At 60.1% G+C, this 21864-nt stretch carries 20 protein-coding genes; 8 read left to right on the top strand and 12 right to left on the bottom strand.

What is annotated here, in order from left to right:
- Positions 1 to 136 precede the first annotated feature (136 nt).
- Genes PMI22_RS24115 through PMI22_RS24120 form a run of 3 tightly spaced genes read left to right on the top strand, consistent with a single transcriptional unit; the run spans position 137 to position 1897 of the window.
- Positions 137 to 1039 carry a chemotaxis protein CheV gene (locus PMI22_RS24115; RefSeq protein ID WP_007943498.1) on the top strand — a complete coding sequence of 301 codons (903 nt, stop codon included), beginning with the start codon at positions 137 to 139 and terminating at the stop codon, positions 1037 to 1039.
- 25 nt (positions 1040 to 1064) lie between these two features.
- Positions 1065 to 1523, top strand: coding sequence for a GNAT family N-acetyltransferase (locus PMI22_RS0129125; protein ID WP_033048843.1), 459 nt, complete (start codon positions 1065 to 1067; stop codon positions 1521 to 1523).
- Between the two features lie 47 nt (positions 1524 to 1570).
- Positions 1571 to 1897 (top strand): hypothetical protein, encoded by a 327-nt coding sequence (locus PMI22_RS24120; RefSeq protein ID WP_007943496.1) that lies wholly within the window; start codon positions 1571 to 1573, stop codon positions 1895 to 1897.
- Between the two features lie 220 nt (positions 1898 to 2117).
- Here the strand turns inward: PMI22_RS24120 and PMI22_RS24125 are convergent, their stop codons facing one another.
- Complete coding sequence (locus PMI22_RS24125) at positions 2118 to 2375, bottom strand: hypothetical protein (RefSeq protein WP_007943495.1); 258 nt, start codon at positions 2373 to 2375, stop codon at positions 2118 to 2120.
- Between the two features lie 265 nt (positions 2376 to 2640).
- Between PMI22_RS24125 and PMI22_RS24130 the strand changes: the two genes are divergently transcribed.
- From PMI22_RS24130 to PMI22_RS24150, 5 genes are all read left to right on the top strand, one after another.
- A complete protein-coding gene (locus tag PMI22_RS24130; protein WP_007943494.1) occupies positions 2641 to 3801 on the top strand; it encodes an efflux RND transporter periplasmic adaptor subunit in 1161 nt (386 codons plus the stop codon).
- On the top strand, positions 3798 to 6899 hold the full coding sequence (locus tag PMI22_RS24135) for a multidrug efflux RND transporter permease subunit (protein WP_007943492.1): 3102 nt from the start codon (positions 3798 to 3800) through the stop codon (positions 6897 to 6899). Before PMI22_RS24130 ends, PMI22_RS24135 begins: the two co-directional genes overlap by 4 nt.
- Before the next feature lie 9 nt (positions 6900 to 6908).
- Positions 6909 to 7586 (top strand): heavy metal response regulator transcription factor, encoded by a 678-nt coding sequence (locus PMI22_RS24140; protein WP_007943491.1) that lies wholly within the window; start codon positions 6909 to 6911, stop codon positions 7584 to 7586.
- Positions 7576 to 8940 (top strand): heavy metal sensor histidine kinase, encoded by a 1365-nt coding sequence (locus PMI22_RS24145; protein WP_007943490.1) that lies wholly within the window; start codon positions 7576 to 7578, stop codon positions 8938 to 8940. Before PMI22_RS24140 ends, PMI22_RS24145 begins: the two co-directional genes overlap by 11 nt.
- Before the next feature lie 280 nt (positions 8941 to 9220).
- A complete protein-coding gene (locus tag PMI22_RS24150) occupies positions 9221 to 9445 on the top strand; it encodes a hypothetical protein (RefSeq protein ID WP_007943489.1) in 225 nt (74 codons plus the stop codon).
- A 307-nt stretch (positions 9446 to 9752) separates the two neighbouring features.
- On the opposite strand, the gene lpxC is transcribed toward PMI22_RS24150, so the two are convergent.
- From lpxC to PMI22_RS24205, 11 genes are all read right to left on the bottom strand, one after another.
- Positions 9753 to 10664, bottom strand: coding sequence for a UDP-3-O-acyl-N-acetylglucosamine deacetylase (gene lpxC, locus PMI22_RS24155; RefSeq protein WP_007943488.1), 912 nt, complete (start codon positions 10662 to 10664; stop codon positions 9753 to 9755).
- A gap of 112 nt (positions 10665 to 10776) precedes the next feature.
- Positions 10777 to 11970 carry a cell division protein FtsZ gene (ftsZ, locus tag PMI22_RS24160; protein ID WP_007943486.1) on the bottom strand — a complete coding sequence of 398 codons (1194 nt, stop codon included), beginning with the start codon at positions 11968 to 11970 and terminating at the stop codon, positions 10777 to 10779.
- A 107-nt stretch (positions 11971 to 12077) separates the two neighbouring features.
- Positions 12078 to 13337 carry a cell division protein FtsA gene (ftsA, locus tag PMI22_RS24165; protein ID WP_007943485.1) on the bottom strand — a complete coding sequence of 420 codons (1260 nt, stop codon included), beginning with the start codon at positions 13335 to 13337 and terminating at the stop codon, positions 12078 to 12080.
- Positions 13338 to 13352: 15 nt separating this feature from the next.
- Positions 13353 to 14222: a cell division protein FtsQ/DivIB gene (locus tag PMI22_RS24170; RefSeq protein ID WP_007943484.1), complete on the bottom strand. Its 870-nt coding sequence runs from the start codon at positions 14220 to 14222 to the stop codon at positions 13353 to 13355.
- 4 nt (positions 14223 to 14226) lie between these two features.
- Positions 14227 to 15210 carry a D-alanine--D-alanine ligase gene (locus tag PMI22_RS24175; RefSeq protein WP_007943483.1) on the bottom strand — a complete coding sequence of 328 codons (984 nt, stop codon included), beginning with the start codon at positions 15208 to 15210 and terminating at the stop codon, positions 14227 to 14229.
- Complete coding sequence (murC, locus tag PMI22_RS24180) at positions 15207 to 16667, bottom strand: UDP-N-acetylmuramate--L-alanine ligase (RefSeq protein ID WP_007943482.1); 1461 nt, start codon at positions 16665 to 16667, stop codon at positions 15207 to 15209. The genes PMI22_RS24175 and murC overlap by 4 nt, the downstream gene beginning before the upstream one ends.
- A complete protein-coding gene (gene murG, locus PMI22_RS24185) occupies positions 16660 to 17730 on the bottom strand; it encodes an undecaprenyldiphospho-muramoylpentapeptide beta-N-acetylglucosaminyltransferase (protein WP_007943478.1) in 1071 nt (356 codons plus the stop codon). Before murG ends, murC begins: the two co-directional genes overlap by 8 nt.
- On the bottom strand, positions 17720 to 18937 hold the full coding sequence (ftsW, locus tag PMI22_RS24190; RefSeq protein WP_007943476.1) for a putative lipid II flippase FtsW: 1218 nt from the start codon (positions 18935 to 18937) through the stop codon (positions 17720 to 17722). The genes murG and ftsW overlap by 11 nt, the downstream gene beginning before the upstream one ends.
- Complete coding sequence (murD, locus tag PMI22_RS24195; RefSeq protein WP_007943475.1) at positions 18934 to 20280, bottom strand: UDP-N-acetylmuramoyl-L-alanine--D-glutamate ligase; 1347 nt, start codon at positions 20278 to 20280, stop codon at positions 18934 to 18936. The genes ftsW and murD overlap by 4 nt, the downstream gene beginning before the upstream one ends.
- A 6-nt stretch (positions 20281 to 20286) precedes the next feature.
- Positions 20287 to 21369 (bottom strand): phospho-N-acetylmuramoyl-pentapeptide-transferase, encoded by a 1083-nt coding sequence (gene mraY / locus PMI22_RS24200; protein ID WP_007943474.1) that lies wholly within the window; start codon positions 21367 to 21369, stop codon positions 20287 to 20289.
- Positions 21369 to 21864 (bottom strand): glutamate ligase domain-containing protein (locus tag PMI22_RS24205; protein ID WP_007943473.1); only part of this gene is annotated, 496 nt, incomplete at its 5' end. The genes mraY and PMI22_RS24205, both read right to left, overlap by 1 nt.

Genomic DNA, 21864 nt, shown 5'->3' with positions numbered 1-21864 from the left:
CAGCTGCTACAAAGAATGCATTCACCGGCGTGCGATGGAATGTCCCTAAAGCCTGCCCACTACAAGTCGATAACCCGATATCGATAGTTGTGGGCCATCCCGCGATCGCCCATCACCTTTTCCACAGAAGGTTTTTATGTCCTCCACCAAAGCCCGCGCAGATTCACTTTCGCTTCTGCTGTTTACCTTGCGCAGCGGCAAGCTGATGGCGATCAACCTGCTGAAAGTCAGTGAAATCATCCCCTGCCCGCCGCTGACCCGGCTGCCGGAGTCGCATCCCCACGTCAAAGGCATCGCCACCCTGCGTGGCGCTTCGTTGTCGGTGATCGACCTGAGCCGCGCCATCGGCGAGCGTCCGCTGGAAGACCCGAACGGTGGCTGCCTGATCGTCACCGATGTCAGTCGCTCCAAGCAGGGCCTGCATGTTCAGGCGGTGAGCAAGATCGTTCACTGCCTGACCACCGACATCCGCCCGCCCCCCTTCGGTTCCGGCGGCGTGCGTTCGTACATCACCGGCGTGACCTCGGTCGACGGCACATTGGTACAAGTGCTGGACATCGAAAAAGTCATCCACGGCATTGCGCCGGCACAGATCGAAAGCGCCCCGACCGAGCTGAGCATGGAAGACGCGGAAGTCTTGGGCAGCGCGCGTATTCTGGTGGTCGATGACAGCCAGGTCGCCCTGCAACAATCCGTGCACACCCTGCGCAACCTTGGCCTGCAATGCCACACCGCGCGCAGCGCCAAGGAAGCCATCGACTGCCTGCTCGACCTGCAAGGCACGGCCCAGCAGATCAACCTGATCGTCTCGGACATCGAAATGTCGGAGATGGACGGCTACGCTTTCACCCGTACCTTGCGCGAAACGCCGGATTTCTCGCACCTGTATGTGTTGTTGCATACGTCGCTGGACAGTGCGATGAACAGCGAAAAGGCGCGTCTGGCCGGAGCCAACGCAGTGCTGACCAAGTTCTCTTCGCCAGAACTGACCAAATGCCTGATCGACGCGGCCAAGGCCGTCGCTGAACAAGGTCATTGAGGTGGCCGAGGGCTTTTGTTTTTTGATGCGGCGCAACCTCGCGCAGGCTGTCCCGGCGATTACCTGGCCTCAAGGAATTGTCCTCACCCAATACCGCCCTGAATCAGCAGCAGCCGTTCATTGCTTGATGGAACAGGGTTTTCAGGACGGCGGCGGCCGCGTGCCGGCGCTGGAGGTGTGGCAACAACGCTTTGAAACCGACCCCGAATACGATCCCACCCTGTGTTTCATAGCGCTTGATGCCGACGGTGTCGTCGGCGTGTGCCAGTGCTGGACCAGCGCCTACGTCAAAAACCTGGTGGTGCATCCGCGAGCGCAACGCCTCGGGCTTGGCCGCGCATTGCTGCTGCAGGCATTCAACGTATTTCAGCAACGCCGGGAAGGGTTTGTCGATTTGAAAGTATTGGAAGACAACCTTCGGGCGCAGCGGTTGTATGAAAGCGTCGGGATGTATGTGGTCCGCCGGGAACCGGTTCCAGTCTGAGACACTCCAACGTCGGCCATTCCATGACTGCCAAGGACGCTTAAACCATGAAAGCCGCAACCCTGACCTTCCTCTGCCTCACCGCCCTCGCCTCCCAGGCCCAAGCCTCCAGCCCAGATGCCTGGGCCGCCTATGACAAGGCAGTCCTCGCCAGCTGCACCAAAGCCAGCGGCCTGAAAAATGCCAAACCGGTCGGCAACGCGGCGCAGTTCGATGACCGGGTGGGTTACACCGCGCTCCTGTTGCAAGGCCAATACCCGCAAAAACACATGAAAGGCCAGCAAGGCACCGAACTGTGTCTCTACAACAAGCAGAAAAAAACCGCCTACGTCACCGAATGGGACTCCATCCGCTCGACCGCCAAGGTCCAGTAGGCGATAGGTGCGCACAGGGCGACGGATGCGGCGGTGAACTTTGCGTTTATTTCAATGCGGGCGGCTTGATTCAAGGGATGAGCTGTCTGTGATGGCCCCTTCGCGAGCAAGCCCGCTCCCACATTTAACCGCGCCGTACGCAAATCATAGGTGGGAGCGGCGATGCGACGATTCGACTTGCTCGCGAAGGCGATTGGTCAAACACCGCAAAGTTACAAACTCAGCGCTTACCCATCGAACGACGCGTACCTGGAGGCGCCGCACCCGGGGTCTTGGTATGGCCATTCTTCGCGCCATTCTTGTACCAAGGCTGGCTGGCGTTCTTTGCAGCGGCCAGATCACCCGGTTTGAACGGGAACTTGAATGCCGGAATCGCGGCTTTGGTTTCGCTGTCTGCGCTGGAGTCGACGCTGTCTGGCAGGTCTGCCTGGTCGTCGCTCAAAGCGTCGGCAACCGGCGGTTGTGTCGGGGAAGTCATGAAAGCTCCGGGTGATGCACATAGAGTCGGGCCCGGTCAGCGAGCCGCGAAAGGCGGCAGTATACCTGTGTCGAGAGCTGCAAGCTTCACGCGACAAGCGAGTCCGTCAGGTTTTGTGTTGACTGATACGCCGTCCGCCGCTGATCTAAACGCCCAAACTGACAACCCCGTCAGTTACCAGTCACCCTCCTGACGGGCTGACAGGGTTATAAAGAGGGTATAAATCTGAAAATACCCTGACCCATTAGCCCGGCGCCCCACTCGCATGCGAATTCAGAAAAAATCCGCCTTGATCGCAGGTCTGCTTATAGCCTTGGCAGCGCTGGGGTCCTGGTACGTCACCAAGCCCGCCACGGGCAAACTCGCTGCCCCTACCGCGATTCCGGTGCGCGTGGTCAACGTCGTTGAAAAAGACGTGCCGCGTTACGTCAGCGGCATCGGTTCGGTGCTGTCCCTGCACAGCGTCGTGGTGCGCCCGCAGATCGACGGCATTCTCACCAAAATCCTGGTCAAGGAAGGCCAGTTGGTGAGTAAAGGTGACCTGCTCGCCACCATCGACGACCGTTCGATCCGCGCCAGCCTCGATCAGGCTCGTGCCCAGCTGGGCGAAAGCCAGGCGCAGTTGCAAGTGGCGCTGGTCAATCTCAAGCGTTACAAGTTGCTCAGCGTTGACGACGGGGTGTCGAAACAGACTTACGACCAGCAACAAGCGCTGGTCAATCAACTCAAGGCCACCGCCCAGGGCAATCAGGCTTCGATCGACGCTGCACAGGTGCAACTCTCCTACACGCAGATTCGCTCCCCGGTCAGCGGTCGCGTCGGTATTCGTACAGTGGATGAAGGCAACTTCCTGCGCATGACCGATACCCAGGGCCTGTTCACGGTGACGCAGATCGACCCGATTGCCGTCGAGTTCTCCCTGCCGCAGCACATGCTGCCGACCCTGCAAGGGCTGATCGGCGACCCGCAGCGCGCACGGGTAAAAGCCTACATTGGCGCCGACACCGACGGTGAAACCGGCAACCTGCTGGGCGAAGGTCACTTGACCCTGATCGATAACCAGATCAACGCCAACACCGGGACCATTCGCGCCAAGGCCGAATTCAACAACCCCGGGCAGAAACTCTGGCCGGGGCTGCTGGTGACGGTAAAAATTCAGACAGCCCTGGAGAAAGATGCCCTGGTGGTGCCGCCCACTGTCGTACAACGGGGCCTCGATCAACACTTCGTGTACCGGGTCAACGGTGACAAGGTTGAAGCCGTCACCGTGCAGGTGGTTGCGCAAGGCAGCGGCCAGGACATCATCAAAGGCGTGAAACCGGGCGATGTGCTGGTCACTGATGGCCAGTCGCGACTCAAGCCGGGGTCGACCGTGCAGGTGCTGACCGAACCACCGCAGGTGGTGCAATCGGAGCCGAAGCCATGAAAGGTCACGGCTCGATCTCTGCCTGGTGCATCGATCACCCGGTCGCCACTATCCTGCTGACCTTCGCGTTGGTGCTGCTCGGCGCCATCGCCTTTCCGCGCCTGTCGATTGCGCCGCTGCCGGAAGCCGAATTCCCGACCATTCAGGTGGCCGCGCAACTGCCCGGCGCCAGCCCGGAAACCATGGCGTCATCGGTAGCCACGCCGCTTGAAGTGCAATTCAGTTCCATTCCTGGCGTGACCCAAATGACATCGAGCAGCGCCTTGGGCTCGACCATCCTGATCCTGCAATTCACCCTCGACAAAAGCATCGACACCGCCGCCCAGGAAGTCCAGGCCGCGATCAACACCGCTGCCGGCAAACTGCCCAAGGACATGCCCAACCTGCCGACCTGGCGCAAGGTCAATCCGGCCGACAGCCCGGTGCTGATCCTCAGCATCAACTCCACGCAAATGCCCGGCACTGAACTCAGCGACCTGGTGGAAACCCTGCTGTCGCGTCAGATCAGCCAGATCGATGGTGTAGGCCAGATCAACATCACCGGTCAGCAACGTCCGGCGATTCGCGTCCAAGCCTTGGCGGACAAACTGGCGGCCATCGGCCTGACCCTCGCCGACATTCGCCTGGCCATCCAGAACACCAGCCTCAACCTGGCCAAAGGGGCGTTGTACGGCGAGTCGAGTATTTCGACACTGTCGACCAACGACCAGCTGTTTCACCCCGAGGAATACAGCCAACTCATCGTTTCCTACAAGGACGGCGCCCCGGTTCATCTGAGGGATGTCGCCAAAGTCGTCAACGGTTCGGAAGATGCCTACATTCAGGCCTGGGCCGACGGTAAGCCCGGGGTGAACCTGGTGATTTTCCGGCAACCGGGCGCGAACATCGTCGAGACCGTGGACCGCATACAAGCCGCACTGCCCACACTGCAAGCCATGCTCCCCGCTTCGGTGCAGGTCAACGTACTGGTCGACCGCACCCAGACCATCCGCGCGTCTTTGCATGAAGTGGAAATCACCCTGCTGATCGCGATCCTGCTGGTGGTGGCGGTGATGGCGCTGTTCCTGCGCCAATGGTCGGCGACCCTGATTGTGTCCGCGGTGCTGGGCGTTTCCCTGATCGCGAGTTTCGCCCTGATGTACATCATGGGCTTCAGCCTGAACAACCTGACCCTGGTGGCGATTGTGGTGGCCGTTGGGTTTGTGGTCGACGATGCGATTGTGGTGGTGGAGAACATTCACCGGCACCTTGAGGCCGGCGACGGCATGCGCGAAGCGGCGATCAAGGGTGCCGGCGAGATTGGTTTTACCGTGGTCTCGATCAGTTTCTCGCTGGTCGCGGCGTTCATTCCGCTGCTGTTCATGGGCGGCGTGGTCGGGCGGTTGTTCAAGGAGTTCGCCCTGACGGCCACTTCAACCATCATGATTTCGGTGGTGGTGTCGCTGACGCTGGCGCCAACCCTGGCCGCGATGTTTATGCGTGCGCCGGTGCATCACGCCCACAGCAAACCCACGTTCGGCGAACGCTTGCTGGCCGGCTACGAAAAATGGCTGCGTCGCGCCCTTATCCATCAAAAATTGATGCTCGGGGTTTTCTGCTTGTCGCTGGGTCTGGCCGTCGCCGGTTACATTTTTATCCCCAAGGGTTTCTTCCCAGTGCAGGACACCGGGTTTGTCCTCGGGACGACCGAAGCCGCCGCCGATATTTCCTACGGCGACATGGTAAAAAAACACTTGGCGATGGCCGAAATCGTCGCGGCGGATCCCGCAGTCGCGGCGTTTTCCCACTCGGTCGGTGTGTCTGGCAGTAACCAGACCATCGCCAACGGCCGCTTCTGGATCTCCCTGAAAAAACGCGGTGATCGCGACGTCTCGGCCAGTCAGTTCATCGACCGGATTCGTCCGCAACTGATGAAGGTCCCGGGCATCGTGTTGTACCTGCGCGCCGGCCAGGACATCAACCTCAGCTCCGGCCCAAGCCGCGCCCAGTACCAATACGTGCTCAAAAGCAACGACGGCGCGACCCTCAGCACCTGGACCCAGCGCCTGACGGAAAAATTGCGCAGCAACCCGGCGTTCCGCGACATTTCCAACGACCTGCAACTGGGCGGCAGCATTACCCACATCAGCATCGATCGCAGCGCCGCGGCGCGTTTCGGCCTGACCGCCAGTGATGTCGACGAAGCGCTGTACGATGCGTTTGGTCAGCGCCAGGTCAATGAATTCCAGACCCAGATCAACCAGTACAACGTGATTCTGGAACTGGACACCAAACAACGCGGCAAGGCCGAAAGCCTCAACTATTTCTACCTGCGCTCGCCTCTCAGCGGGGAAATGGTGCCACTGTCGGCGCTGGCCAAATTTGATGCGCCTACGGTCGGCCCGCTGTCCATCGCCCATGACGGCATGTTCCCGGCGGCCAACTTGTCATTCAACCTCGCGCCCGGCGTAGCGTTGGGTGATGCGGTGATCATGCTCAACCAGGCCAAGGTCGATATCGGCATGCCGGCGGCCATGAGCGGTAACTTCCAGGGCGCGGCCCAGGCATTCCAGAGCTCGCTGGCCAGCCAGCCGTGGCTGATTCTGGCGGCGCTGCTGGCGGTGTACATCATTCTCGGCGTGCTCTACGAGAGCTTCGTGCACCCGCTGACCATCATCTCGACGCTGCCCTCGGCGGGGCTCGGGGCGGTGATCATGTTGTGGATTTGCGGCCAGGACTTTTCGATCATGGCGCTGATCGGGCTGGTGCTGCTGATCGGTATCGTCAAGAAAAACGGCATCCTGATGATCGACTTCGCGCTCGACGCCCAGCGCAACCGTGGCTTGCCACCGGAAGAGGCGATCTTCGAGGCCTGTATCACACGGTTCCGGCCGATCATCATGACCACCCTCGCCGCCCTGCTCGGCGCCCTGCCACTGATGCTCGGCTACGGCACCGGCGCTGAACTGCGCCAGCCACTGGGCATCGCGGTGGTCGGCGGCTTGCTGGTGAGCCAGGCGCTGACGCTGTTCACCACTCCGGTCATATACTTGTGGCTTGAGCGGTTTTTCCATCGACCTGAACCAGCCCCGATACCGGCGCTGGCGACCACAGACTGAGGCGGGGTCATGCGCGTTCTGATCATCGAAGACGAAGAAAAAACCGCGGACTATTTACACCGCGGCCTGACGGAACAGGGTTACACCGTGGACGTGGCGCGGGATGGCGTGGAAGGCCTGCACCTGGCGCTGGAAAGTGACTACGCGGTAATCGTCCTTGACGTCATGCTGCCAGGCCTCGACGGCTTCGGCGTGTTGCGCGCTTTGCGTGCACGCAAGCAAACCCCAGTGATCATGCTCACCGCCCGCGAGCGGGTGGAAGACCGTATCAAAGGCCTGCGCGACGGCGCTGACGATTACCTGGGCAAGCCATTTTCCTTCCTTGAACTGGTGGCGCGCCTGCAAGCGCTGACCCGGCGCAGCGGCGGCCACGAACCGGTGCAAGTGAGCATCGCCGACCTGTGGATAGATTTGATCAGCCGCAAGGCTACACGCGCCGGCACTCGCCTTGACCTGACGGCCAAGGAGTTTTCGCTGCTCAGTGTGCTGGCCCGTCGGCAAGGTGAAATCCTCTCGAAAACCGCGATTGCCGAGATGGTCTGGGACATCAACTTCGACAGCGACGCCAACGTCGTCGAAGTCGCCATCAAGCGTCTGCGGGCCAAGCTCGACGGGCCGTTCGACGAGAAACTGCTGCACACGATTCGTGGCATGGGTTATGTGCTGGAGAGCCGTGGTGTCCAGTAATTCGATTGCCCTGCGCCTCAGTGGAATGTTCACCCTGGTGGCGCTGCTGGTGTTTTTGTTGATCGGCTGGGCGCTGTATCAGCAGGTCGATAAAGGCCTGGGGTTGCTGCCCGAAGCCGAACTGGACGCGCGCTACAGCGTGCTCGAATCCACCGTCGGCCGGTATGGCACGCCCGAGCATTGGGTGAAGATCAACAACAAGCTCAAGCTGCTCGGCGAAGAAGACAAGCGCATCAGTTTCTGGATTATCAGCGGCGATCCGCACTACGAATACGGCAACCTCACACCGCAAATCCGTAGCTTCGCCGAAGGGCCGCTGGGCATGCGTGACTTGCAGTTGCCAGACCATCCCTACCCGCTGAAAGTGCTGGTGAGCCAGTTCCCGGCCAAGGATCAACGCCCACCGTTGCGCTTCATGATCGGCATCGACACCGAGACGTTTGTCGAAACTCAACATCACTTGCTGATCGCGTTGATCAGCCTGGCGATTGTCGGTGTGTTACTGGCTTCTGCGTTGGGGTATTGGGTGGCGCGGATCGGCCTCCAGCCTTTGATCAAACTGTCTCAGGAAGCCCAGCGCCTGGCGCCGCCGCTGCGTTCCGGGCGCTTGCGATTGTCGTCGCTGCCGCCGGAACTGGACCAGTTCGTCAATTCGTTCAACTCGACGCTGGAGCGGGTTGAGCAGGCTTATTCACGGCTGGAGTCGTTCAACGCCGACGTCGCCCATGAGTTGCGTTCGCCGCTGACTAACCTGATCGGCCAGACCCAGGTCGCGCTGACGCGTGGGCGCTCCGCCGAGCACTATTTTGAAGTGCTGCAATCGAACCTCGAAGAACTGGAACGGCTGCGCTCGATCATCAACGACATGCTGTTCCTCGCCAGTGCGGATCAGGGCAGCAAGGCCACCAAACTGACCTCCACCTCGCTCGCCGATGAAGTGGCGACAACGCTGGAGTACCTGGATTTCATTCTTGAGGATGCACAGGTTCAGGTACAGGTCAGTGGTGATGCGCAGGTGCGGATCGAGATCGCGCATCTGCGTCGGGCATTGATCAATCTGCTGAGCAACGCGGTGCAGCACACTGAACCTGGACGAGTGATTCAGGTGCGAATCGAAGTCGACGAGCATCAGGTGAGCATCGGCGTCGCCAACCCCGGAACACCGATTGCCAGGGAGCATTTGCCCCGGCTGTTTGAGCGTTTTTACCGAGTGGATGCGTCGCGCAGCAATAGCGGCAACAATCACGGGTTGGGGCTGGCGATCGTCAAGGCGATTGCACTGATGCATGGTGGGGATGTGTTTGTGCGCAGTGACCACGGGATGAATACTTTCGGGATTCACCTTCCCGTCTAGTCCTCACACGGACCTGTAGCAGCTGGCGAAGCCTGCGTCCGGCTGCGAAGCAGTCGTGAAACCAGACACTGCGGTGTTTCAGGTGATCCGAGTTGCCCGGATTGACGACTGCTTCGCAGCCGAACGCAGGCTTCGCCAGCTGCTACAGGTGCGGTGTTGCATTTCTTACTGTTGCCTCAACCGCAATAGTCCTTTCTTGAACTGGCTCTGTTTCCCATTGGCCAAGATCCTTATCTTTGCCCGCACCAAACAGCACTTGCCAAGCAAGAAGGTTTTAAAGATGTCCAACATCAAGGGTATTGCCAGCGCGTTCGTTTTGTCCTCTTTGTTCCTGTCTCCATTCGCCATGGCGGAAGAGTCGCAAACGTTCGTCGCGCAAAATGCCGCACGCACCACGGCCTACGATCAGTATCAGAGCGAAATGACGGCCAAAGCTCCAGACGCTGCGCAATCCCCTCAAACATCGACGTCTGCAAGCCAGACGCTGAATGAGAAAGACAGCTGATTCATACAACGACTCTGTTTCCCTCGACACTTTTCATCGGCTCTTCCCTTGAAAAGTTGTCTTCAAAGCCGCTGCTGTCAGCGGCTTTTTTTGTTGTGGCTGATCGTTCCCACGCTCTGCGTGGGAATGCCTCAACGGACGCTCCGCGTCCGGCTCTGGATGAGACGCGGAGCATCTCGGGCTTCATTCCCACGCAGAGCGTGGGAACGATCATCCATGGGGCCGGAACGAACAACGCATTAACTTTTCTTCAGCCATAAAAAAAAGCCACCCGAAGGCAGCCTTTAAAAACTAGAGAGGTTTTTGCTTACACGGCCGCGACGGGACGCATGTAAGAGATCGGTGCAGTGCTGGCGTCTTCGAAAGTCACGACTTCCCAAGCATCTGTCTGCTCAATCAACTTGCGCAGCAGCTGGTTGTTCAATGCATGTCCGGACTTGAAGCCCTTGAACTCACCAATCAGGCTATTGCCCAGCAGGTAGAGGTCACCAATTGCATCGAGGATCTTGTGCTTCACGAATTCGTCTTCATAGCGAAGGCCGTCTTCGTTCAGTACACCATCCGCGTCGACCACAATAGCGTTTTCAACGCTGCCGCCGAGTGCGAGGTTGTGCTTGCGCAGGTACTCGATGTCACTCATGAAACCAAAGGTACGGGCGCGGCTGACTTCTTTTACGAACGAAGTGCTGGAAAAATCCACGCTTGCACTTTGTGTGCGGTTACGGAAAACCGGGTGATCGAAATCGATCTCGAAACTCACCTTGAAGCCTTCGAAAGGGACGAAAGTGGCGCGCTTGTCGCCGTCTTCCACTGTCACTTCCCGCAGGATCCGGATGAACTTCTTCGGAGCGTCCTGTTCTTCCAGGCCGGCCGATTGAATCAGGAATACGAAAGGTCCAGCGCTACCATCCATGATCGGGACTTCGGACGCGGAGAGCTCGACGTAGGCGTTATCGATGCCCAGGCCAGCCATGGCCGAAAGCAAGTGCTCCACCGTGTCCACTTTGACGTCACCGTTGACCAGTGTGGTCGACATAGTGGTTTCGCCAACGTTTTCTGCACGAGCAGGTATCTGCACCACAGGATCGAGGTCAGCACGACAAAACACGATGCCGGTGTCGATAGGCGCGGGCTTGAGGGTCAGGTATACCTTCTCCCCGGAGTGCAGGCCTACACCTGTGGCACGGATAATATTTTTCAGTGTGCGTTGTTTAATCATGGCTTGGGCCGCTTCAGCGCAAATTGCGAACTGGTATCAACAAAGGCTGGCGATGATAGCAGACCAGACCTTTGCTGAACACCAATCAACTTCATAGCCCTGATACATTCCATCAATCAGCCTGACGACGCAGGAATGCCGGGATATCCAGGTAGTCCAGATCATCTTGCGGATTCATCTTCGCGGCAGTCGCGGCACCGGCCTGAGCCTGGTTGCGCATGACGGTCGGACGGTCCAGATCACGGTAGTTCACCGCCGGTTGTTCCTGACGAGCGGGAGCCGATTGCTGCGGCTGGGAAGCCATCGAGGTGTGAACGGTGTTGTCGATGACCTTCACCGGCTTCTCGATTTTTGCGCCCAGACCGGTAGCCACCACAGTCACGTGCAGCTCGTCGCGCATGTCCGGATCGATAACGGTACCGACCTTGACCATCGCATGCTCGGAAGCGAAGGCTTCAATGATGCTACCCACGTCGGAGTACTCACCCAGCGACAGGTCAGGACCGGCGGTGATGTTCACCAGGATGCCGCGTGCACCTTGCAGGTTCACGTCTTCGAGCAACGGGTTGCGAATGGCCGCTTCGGTGGCCTCGCGTGCACGGTTCGGACCGCTGGCGCAGCCAGTGCCCATCATTGCCATGCCCATTTCGCTCATCACGGTACGGACGTCGGCGAAGTCGACGTTGATCATGCCCGGGCGCTTGATGATGTCGGAAATACCGCGAACGGCACCGGCCAGCACATCGTCAGCCTTGGCGAATGCGGACAGCAGGCTTGCGTCCTTGCCAAGGATGGTCAGCAGCTTCTCGTTGGGAATGGTGATCAACGAGTCAACGCTTTCAGACAGCAGACGGATGCCTTCGTCGGCGATCTGCATGCGCTTGCGACCTTCGAACGGGAACGGACGAGTCACCACCGCAACGGTGAGGATCCCCATTTCCTTGGCCACTTCGGCAATGATTGGCGCCGCACCGGTACCGGTACCGCCGCCCATGCCCGTGGTGATGAACACCATGTTGGTGCCCTGCAGGACTTCGGCAATGCGCTCACGGTCTTCGAGAGCGGCCTGACGACCTACTTCAGGGTTGGCGCCGGCGCCCAGACCCTTGGTCACACCGGTACCCAATTGCAGGATGGTCCGCGCGCCGATGGATTTCAGCGCCTGGGCATCAGTGTTGGCGCAGATGAATTCAACGCCTTCAATGTTGCTCTTGACCATGTGATTCACAGCGTTTCCGCCGCCACCGCCAACACCGATAACTTTAATGACCGGGCTTGCGGGGATGTTGTCTACGAGTTCGAACATTTTCCCTCTCCTTTACGTTCTCTAGTTTTTTCGCCTACTGCTTTTGCTGCTTGTCGCTTTTACTGCTTGCTCTTGCGGCTTGTTGCTTGCCGCTTGAATCTGCTTCGTTAGAAGTTGCCTTGTACCCAGCTCTTGATGCGATCGAGCAAGGCGGCTTTCGGTTCTTCATTGCTGTAGCTGTCACGGCTGCTGATGCCCGAGAACGAAATCCCGTCGGACTGCTTTTGCAGGCCGTACATCAACAGGCCAACGCCGGTGGAATAAATCGGGTTGCGCACCACGTCGTCCAGACCCTTGACGCCATGGGGCACGCCCAGGCGCACCGGCATGTGGAAAATCTCTTCAGCCAGTTCAGTGGCGCCTTCCATCTTCGCCGTACCACCGGTCAGCACGATGCCGGCCGGGATCAGGTCTTCGTAGCCGCTGCGGCGCAGTTCAGCCTGGATCAGCGTGAACAGCTCGTCGTAACGCGGCTCGACCACCTCGGCCAGGGCCTGACGGGACAGCTCGCGCGGTGGACGGTCGCCAACGCTTGGAACCTTGATGGTCTCACCGGCACCGGCCAGTTTGGCCAGGGCGCAGGCGTAGCGAATCTTGATTTCTTCGGCGTACTGGGTCGGAGTACGCAACGCCATGGCGATGTCGTTGGTCACCTGATCGCCCGCAATCGGGATCACGGCGGTGTGACGGATCGCACCTTCGGTGAAGATCGCGATGTCGGTGGTGCCACCGCCGATGTCCACCAGGCAAACGCCCAGCTCTTTCTCGTCGTCGGTCAGGACCGAATAGGCGGAAGCCAGTTGTTCGAGAATGATGTCGTCGATTTCCAGGCCACAACGACGCACGCATTTTTCAATGTTCTGTGCGGCGTTGACGGCGCAGGTGACCACGTGAACCTTGGCTTCCAGACGCACGCCGGACATGCCCAGCGGCTCGCGGACACCTTCCTGGTTATCGATCACGTAATCCTGCGGCAGGGTGTGCAGCACGCGCTGGTCCGCCGGAATCGCCACAGCCTGGGCCGCGTCGAGGACGCGCTCAAGGTCGGCCGGGCTGACTTCGCGATCACGAATGGCGACGATGCCGTGGGAGTTCAGGCTGCGGATGTGATTGCCGGCCACACCGACAAACGCCGAGTGAATGCGGCAACCGGCCATCAGCTGCGCTTCTTCGATAGCGCGCTGGATCGACTGCACGGTGGATTCGATGTTCACCACCACGCCTTTTTTCAGGCCACGGGACGGATGGGTACCGATCCCGACGATTTCGAGCGTGCCGTCGTCCGCAACCTCGCCGACCAGCGCCACCACCTTGGAGGTGCCGATATCGAGACCGACGATCATTTTGCCGCTTTGCACGTTTGCCATGGGTCCTGCCTCTTCTTAATTCTTCGCGACAGCGGGTTGGGCTGTCGTGGGCGCTACAGGTTCCCGCCAGCCAACAGCGAGGCCGTTGGCGTAGCGCAGATCGATGCGCGCAATGTTCGTAATCTGTTCTTTAAGCGTCTTGTCATAGATGGCGATGAAACGGCGCATCTTCTCTACCAGCTTGCCGCGCCCCAGCAGCAGTTCGATCCCGGGACCGGCACTGCCGGCGCCAGTGGTCAGGAACCAGCTGCCGCGTTCACGCAATTCCAGGCGTGCAATCGAGAAGCCCAGCGGCCTGAGCATCTGGCTCAGCACCTGGTATTGCTGCATCACCTGCTGTTGAGCCCGTTGGGGGCCGAACAGCTGTGGCAAGTGTTCGTAGTTCGCCAGCTCACGCGGGGTGAACGCCTGGCCCTGGTTGTTCAACAGCGATTCATCGCCCCAACGGGCCACCGGCAGTTGTTCTTCCAGGCGGATCACCACTTGATCCGGCCACACCCGGCGCACTTCGGCGTGAGCAATCCATGGCATCGTTTCAAGCTCGGTGCGCATGCTCTCCAGGTCGATGGTGAAGAAGCTCGACGCCACGTACGGGGCGATTCGCTGCTGCACGGCTTGCTGGCTGATGTAACTCAAATCGCCTTGCACGTTGATCTTGGTGATTGGCCGGTCGGCGTACGGCAGCAAACGCTGCGCGCCTTCGTAAGTACCAAACCCCAGAGCGACCAACAGCACCGGCCAGAACAAGGCTTTGAGAAAGCCAAAATTGGCTTTCGGCAGGCGCATCGACATCGGCTCTTTTGCCACCATTCGGCTGGCCCCCCGTGGCACCGGCTTGCGGCCGGGTGCTGGAGGGGGCTGATGTCTTAGCGATGCGCCTTGCATGGTCCTAACCTCTCGCCGACTCTTGGTTACCGGCAGTGTTGCCGACAACACTGGCTGCCAGAATGGCCAGAACCAGTTGCTGGAAATCCAGACCGGCAGCACGGGCCGCCATCGGCACCAGGCTGTGATCGGTCATACCCGGTGCGGTGTTCACTTCCAGGAACCAGAACTGCCCATCGGCATCCTGCATCACGTCTGCCCTGCCCCAACCGGCGATACCCAGCGCCTCGCAGGCTTTCGCCGTGAGGTCCATGAGTTCCTTTTCCTTGGTGCTGTCGAGCCCGCACGGAATGCGGTACTGGGTATCGTTGGCGATGTACTTGGCGTCGTAATCGTAGAAGCTGTGCGTCGTGCCCAAGGCAATTGGAGGCAACACCTGGTCACGCAGGGTGGCGATGGTGAACTCCGGACCCTGAATCCATTGCTCGACCAACACTTGCGAATCGTAGGTACTGGCCGCTTTCCAGGCGCCGATCAAATCGGACGCGCAATTCACTTTGGCCATACCGATACTTGAACCTTCATGCGCCGGTTTGACGATCAAAGGGAAGCCCAGTTCCGTCGCTGCCGAAATACAATCGGCCTCGCTGCTCAATACGGCATGACGCGGCGTCGGAATACCCAGGCTGTGCCAGACCTGTTTGGTGCGCAGCTTGTCCATGGCCAGCGCCGAGGCCAGAATGCCGCTGCCGGTGTACGGAATGCCCAGGCATTCGAGCAGGCCCTGCATGCTGCCGTCTTCACCGCCACGACCGTGGAGGATGATGAAGGCGCGGTCGATTTTTTCGTTGAGCAAACGCTGCAACAGGTCATCACCGACGTCGAGACCGAACGCATCCACACCGGCACTTTGCAGTGCCGCGAGTACCGCGTTACCCGACTTCAGGGAAACTTCCCGCTCGGCACTCTTGCCGCCGAACAGCACGGCAACGCGGCCGAAATCTTTCGGCGCGACAGTGGAGACGAGGTTGGCGTAAGCAGCAGTCATTTCAACTTCCCCACGCTTGGCGCGGCAACGGCGCCAGCGAACAACGGACTGTTCAATAGTTTCGGAGCAAGGCCACCGATATCACCGGCGCCCTGGCACAGCAGGATGTCGCCAGCACGCAGCAGAGGCTTGACCAGCGGCGCGAGGTCGACGCCGCGCTCGATGTAGATCGGGTCCAGCTGACCGCGCTGACGGATGCTGTTGCACAATTTGCGGCTGTCGGCGCCCGGGATCGGCTCTTCGCCGGCCGGGTAGACTTCCATCAACAGCAGGACGTTGGCGTCAGCCAGTACATTGACGAAATCGTCGTACAGGTCACGGGTGCGGCTGTAACGGTGCGGCTGGTAGACCATCACCAGACGACGCTCCGGCCAGCCACCGCGCACGGCTTTGATCACGGCAGCGACTTCGGTCGGGTGATGACCGTAATCGTCGACCAGCATCACGTTGCCGCCTTCGACCGGCAGTTCGCCGTAGACCTGGAAGCGACGGCCAACACCCTGGAATCCGGACAGGCCCTGGACGATGGCTTCATCGCTGACACCCTCATCAGAAGCGATGCAGATAGTGGCCAGCGCGTTCAATACGTTGTGGTTGCCCGGCATATTCACCGAGACATCCAGCGGCTCGCGCTCAGGGCGCAGCACCGTGAAGAAGGTCTGCATACCCTGCTGACGCACATTGATGGCGCGCACGTCGCAGTCATCGCCGAAGCCGTAAGTGACGGTCGGGCGTTTGACCAGAGGGAGGATTTCACGCACCACCGGATCGTCCAGGCACACCACGGCCAGCCCATAGAACGGCAGGTTGTGGAGGAACTCGACGAAGGTTTTCTTCAGTTTGTTGAAGTCACCGTCGTAGGTCGCCATGTGATCGGCGTCGATGTTGGTGACCACAGCCACCAACGGCTGCAAGTGCAGGAAACTGGCGTCGCTTTCGTCGGCTTCGGCAATCAGGTAACGGCTGGTGCCGAGCTGGGCATTGGTGCCCGCGGCATTCAGACGACCACCAATGACGAACGTCGGGTCCAGGCCACCGGCCGCGAACACCGAAGCGATCAAGCTGGTGGTGGTGGTTTTACCGTGCGTACCGGCGACGGCGATACCGTGACGGTAGCGCATCAGTTCAGCCAGCATCTCGGCGCGAGGCACCACCGGAATACGGCGTTCCAGTGCAGTCGCGACTTCCGGGTTGGAGGTGTTGACGGCGCTCGACACCACCAGCACATCGGCCGACGCGGCGTTCTCGGCGCGGTGGCCGATAAAGATCTGCGCGCCGAAAGACTCCAGGCGCTCGGTCACGGGCGACGCTTTCAGGTCGGAACCGGACACGTCATAGCCCAGGTTCAACAACACTTCAGCGATGCCGCACATGCCCACGCCGCCGATGCCGACGAAGTGAATTTTACGGATGCGGCGCATCTCCGGTTGCGGCATGGCTTTCTGATTCTCAACCATGGGCCACCTCCAGACAGGTATCGACCACGTTACGGGTGGCATCGGGTTTGGCCAGGCGGCGTGCCGCAGTAGCCATATCGTTGAGTCGTTGTGGTTGCATCAGGACCTCTGTCAGGCGAGCGGCAAGATCCGCTGCGCCAGTCGTTCTTTGCGGCATCAGGAAGGCAGCGCCTTCACGGGCCAAATAATCAGCGTTGCGGGTCTGGTGATCGTCGATCGCATGGGGCAAAGGCACCAGCATCGAGGGCAGACCGGCGGCGGCCAGTTCACTGATGGTCAACGCGCCTGCGCGGCACACCACCAGGTCGGCCCAGCCATAGGCTTGGGCCATGTCTTTGATGAAAGGCTGCACTTGCGCCTCGACGCCAGCCGCGCGATAGCGCTCTGCAGTCACTTCATCGTGGTTTTTGCCGGCCTGATGGAACACGTCCGGGCGCAGGTCGGGGGCGACTTGCGACAGGGCTTCAGGCAGCAATTTGTTCAACGGTTCTGCGCCCAGGCTTCCGCCCAGGATCAGCAAACGAGCCTTGCGACCGGCCAGGGCAGGTCGCGCTGTTTCGAGGAACAGCTCGGTGCGCACCGGGTTACCGGTGGTCCGACGGCAGTCCGACAGGGTAAAGGTGTCGGGGAACGCTTCACAGACCCGGGCGGCCAACGGCACCAGCAACCGATTGGCGGTACCGGCCACGGCGTTCTGCTCATGAACGATCACCGGTACACCAGACAGTTTGGCAGCAACACCGCCAGGTCCGGTCACATAACCACCAAAGCCCACCACGCACACCGGCCGCAGCTGACGAATGATCGCCCGCGCTTGCCAGACGGATTTGAGCAACATGAACGGTGCCTTGAGCAAGGACAGCTTGCCCTTGCCGCGCAGACCGCTGGCGTTGATCCGATGCAGCTCGATACCGGCCATCGGCACCAGGTCGTTTTCAATGCCACGCGGCGTTCCCAGCCAATGCACGGTGTAACCGCGGGCCTGGAATTCGCGAGCACAGGCCAGCGCAGGGAATACATGCCCCCCGGTGCCGCCGGCCATGATCAATACGTTAGCGCCCATGGGTCGGCTCCTCGGCGAAGTCGCTCTCATGGAACTCCATCTCTTCACTGCCCAGGTGGGTTCGACTCTCCCACTCGATGCGCAGCAACAAGCCGAGACAGGCACCGCAAATCACCAGCGAGCTACCGCCATAACTGAGGAATGGCAGCGTCAGGCCTTTGGTCGGCAGCAGACCGACGTTCACGCCGATGTTGATCAGGAACTGACCAATCCACAGGAACGACAGGCCGTACGCGATGTAGGCAGCGAAGAATTGCTTGGCCTTCTCGGCCCAATAACCAATGTACATGCCACGAATACAGACAAAGGTGAACAGCGCCACGGTGCACAACGAACCCACGGCACCCAGTTCTTCGGCCAGTACCGAGAACACGAAGTCGGTGTGGGCTTCCGGCAGGTAGAACTGTTTCTGCACGCTGTTGCCCAGGCCAACACCCAGCCACTCGCCGCGACCGAAGGCGATCAATGCCTGCGACAGCTGATAGCCGGCACCGAACTGGTCGGCCCATGGATCGGCAAAGTTGGTCAGGCGCGCCATTCGATACGGCTGCATTTGAATCAACAACACCACCGCCCCGACGGCCAGGGCCACCATCAAGGAAAACCGGAACAGCCCGACCCCGCCAAGGAACAGCATCGCCGCAGCCGCCCCCATCATCACGACGGTGGCACCGAAGTCCGGCTCCATCAGCAACAGCCCCGCCATCGGCAACAGCACGATGAACGGCTTGAAGAAGCCCATCCAGCTTTCACGCACTTCTTTCTGGCGACGCACCAGATAACCGGCGAGGTAGATCACCACGAACACCTTGGCGATCTCGGAAGGCTGGACGTTGAAGAAACTGAAACCGATCCAGCGCATCGAACCGTTCACTTCACGGCCAATCCCCGGAACGATCACCATCACCAGCAGACCGAACGCACCCAGCAGCATCAGCCAGCCCAGGCGTTGCCAGGTGGCAATCGGAATCATCATGGTGACGATGCAGGCACCCAAGCCCAGCACCACGTAAATAAGGTGGCGAATCATGTAATACAGGGCACTGCCCGACTGCACCGCCCCTACCTCGGTCGATGCCGATGCAATCATGACCAGCCCCAGGCCGATCAATGCCAGGCAACCGGCGAGCATCGGAAAATCGAGGTCGATGCCGCGCCCGGTGATGATGGGCGACGGATAAGGCTTGATGATGTTTTTCAGGCTCATGCCAGTTCCTCCACTGCCTGGACGAACTGGTGACCGCGGTCTTCGTAGTTCTTGAACATGTCGAAACTGGCGCAGGCAGGTGACAGCAGCACCACGTCACCGGGTTCGGCAGCCGTACGGCATTTCGCTACGGCTTCAACCAGCGAGCTGACGCGAATCAGCGGCACGGCATCGCCGATGGCCTCGCCGATCTTGTCGGAGTCACGGCCCATCAGGATCACGGCGCGGCAGTTGGCAGCCACCGGATCGCGCAGATCATTGAACTCTGCACCTTTGCCGTCGCCGCCGGCGATCAGCACGATCTTGCCTTCGATGTCCGCACCCAGGCCTTCGATGGCCGCCAGTGCAGCGCCGACGTTAGTGGCCTTGGAGTCGTTGTAATAGCCGACGCCATCCAGATCACGGACCCACTGGCAACGATGCTCAAGTCCGGCGAAGGAGCGCAGGGCCGTGAGCATGGCGTCGAATGGCAGACCGACAGCGTGGCCCAGCGCCAAGGCCGCGAGGGCATTGGACTGGTTGTGGGCACCACGGATTTTCAGTTCGCGCACCGGCATCAGGTTCTGGAATTCGAAGGCCAGGTATTTCTCGCCCTCTTCTTCGCGGATACCGAAGGCCTTGAAATCAGGCTTGCCCAGACCAAAGGTCCAACACGGCTGGCCCTCGCCCATCAACGGACGGCTCAGGGCGTCCTGACGGTTGACCACAAACTGCCTGGCGCCACGGAAGATCCGGTGCTTGGCCAGATGATAGGCCGGCAGACCGCTGTAACGATCCATGTGGTCTTCGCTGACGTTGAGCACGGTCGCCACTTCGGCGTTAAGTTGATCGGTGGTTTCCAGCTGGAAACTCGACAGTTCCATCACGTACAGCTCGATGTCATCGCTGAGCAGGTCCAGTGCCGGCGTACCGAGGTTGCCACCGACGGCCACGCGCTTGCCTGCCGCAGCCGCCATCTCGCCGACCAGGGTGGTGACGGTGCTTTTCGCGTTGGAACCGCTGATGGCGACAATCGGTGCCTTCGCGTTACGCGCAAACAACTCGATGTCGCCGGACAATTTCACGCCACGGGCAGCGGCAGCCTGCAGGGCCGGGGTCGCCAACGCCAGGCCGGGGCTCACGTAGAGCTCGTCGGCACGGCACAGGAACTCGACGTCCAGCTCGCCACAACGCACTTCCACGTGCGGATAGTCACGCTTGAGCGTGGCCAGTTCCGGTGGATTTTCCCGCGTATCGGCCACAGCAAACGACGTGCCCCGGTTCGCCAGGAAGCGAACCAGGGACATGCCGCTCTTGCCGAGGCCGACAACGATGCGGAAGTGGTCAGAAGCGATCAGAGACACGAGTTTCTACCTCAGCTTCAGAGTGGCAAGGCCAACCAGCACGAGAATCACGGTGATGATCCAGAAACGGACGATCACGCGTGGCTCGGGCCAGCCCTTGAGTTCAAAGTGGTGGTGAATCGGTGCCATGCGGAACACCCGGCGACCGGTCATCTTGAAAGAAGCAACCTGAATGACCACCGACAGGGTCTCCATCACGAACACGCCGCCCATGATGAACAGGACGATTTCCTGACGGACGATCACCGCGATGGTGCCCAGCGCCGCGCCCAGCGCCAGTGCGCCGACATCGCCCATGAAAACCTGGGCCGGATAGGTGTTGAACCACAGGAACCCGAGGCCCGCACCGATCAACGCGCCGCAGAACACGATCAGTTCACCCGCGCCCGGCACATAAGGGATCAGCAGGTACTCAGCGAATTTCACGTTACCCGACAGGTAGCAGAAGATCCCCAGACCGCCGCCGACCATTACAGTCGGCATGATGGCCAGACCATCGAGGCCGTCAGTCAGGTTGACTGCGTTGCTCGAACCGACGATCACGAAGTAGGTCAGCACGATAAAGCCTGCGCCCAGCGCAATGCTGTAATCCTTGAGCATCGGCAGGATCAGGGTGGTTTCTACCGGGGTAGCGGCGGTCATATAAAGGAAGATCGCTGCGCCCAGACCAAATACCGATTGCCAGAAATACTTCCAGCGGCTCGGCAAGCCACGGGAGTTCTTCTCGATCACTTTGCGATAATCGTCGACCCAGCCGATGGCGCCGAACAGCAACGTCACCAACAGTACAGTCCAGACATAACGGTTGCTCAGGTCAGCCCAAAGCAAGGTGCTGACGCCGATGGACGACAGAATCAGCGCGCCACCCATGGTTGGCGTGCCGGACTTGGAGAGGTGCGATTGTGGGCCGTCGTTGCGTACGGATTGACCGATCTGACGGTTCTGCAAGGTACGGATCATCCACGGGCCATAGCACAGGGACAAAACCAGCGCGGTCAGCACACCGAGAATCCCGCGCAGGGTCAGGTACTGAAAGACCGCGAAGCCTTTGTAGAACTGTTGCAGATACTCCGCTAGCAGCAGCAGCATTAATGTTTCTCCAGACTGGACCCGCACAAAGCCGCGACGATGTTTTCCATCGCAGCGCTGCGCGAACCCTTGATCAAAATAGTGGTGTTGGTGTCTTGCTCGGCGCCCAAGGCCTTGATCAGTTCAGCCTGAGTGCTGAAGTGAAAGGCCTGTGGACCGAAAGCGTTTACGGCGTGAACCATGTTGGGTCCGACGGCATACAGCGCAGACACCTTGCCGCGGGCGTATTCACCCACATCGCGGTGCCCCTGCTCCGCCCAATCGCCCAACTCGCCGATATCCCCGAGCACCAGGACGGTGCGACCGGAAAAGCCGGCGAGTATATCAACGGCGGCGCACATGGAGGTCGGATTTGCGTTGTACGTATCATCAATAACGCGCATGCCGTTGGTGGCCAGTTGCGCGACGGTGCGACCCTTGACCGGTTGCACGGCGGCCAGCCCCGTGGCGATGCCAAACAGCGAAACGCCGAGGGCATGAGCGGCAGCGGCAGCA

It is taken from the genome of Pseudomonas sp. GM21, assembly GCF_000282215.1.
Lineage (GTDB): Bacteria > Pseudomonadota > Gammaproteobacteria > Pseudomonadales > Pseudomonadaceae > Aquipseudomonas.
Note: the sequence above shows the minus strand (reverse complement) of the source record. Positions and strands in the feature narration are given on the sequence as shown.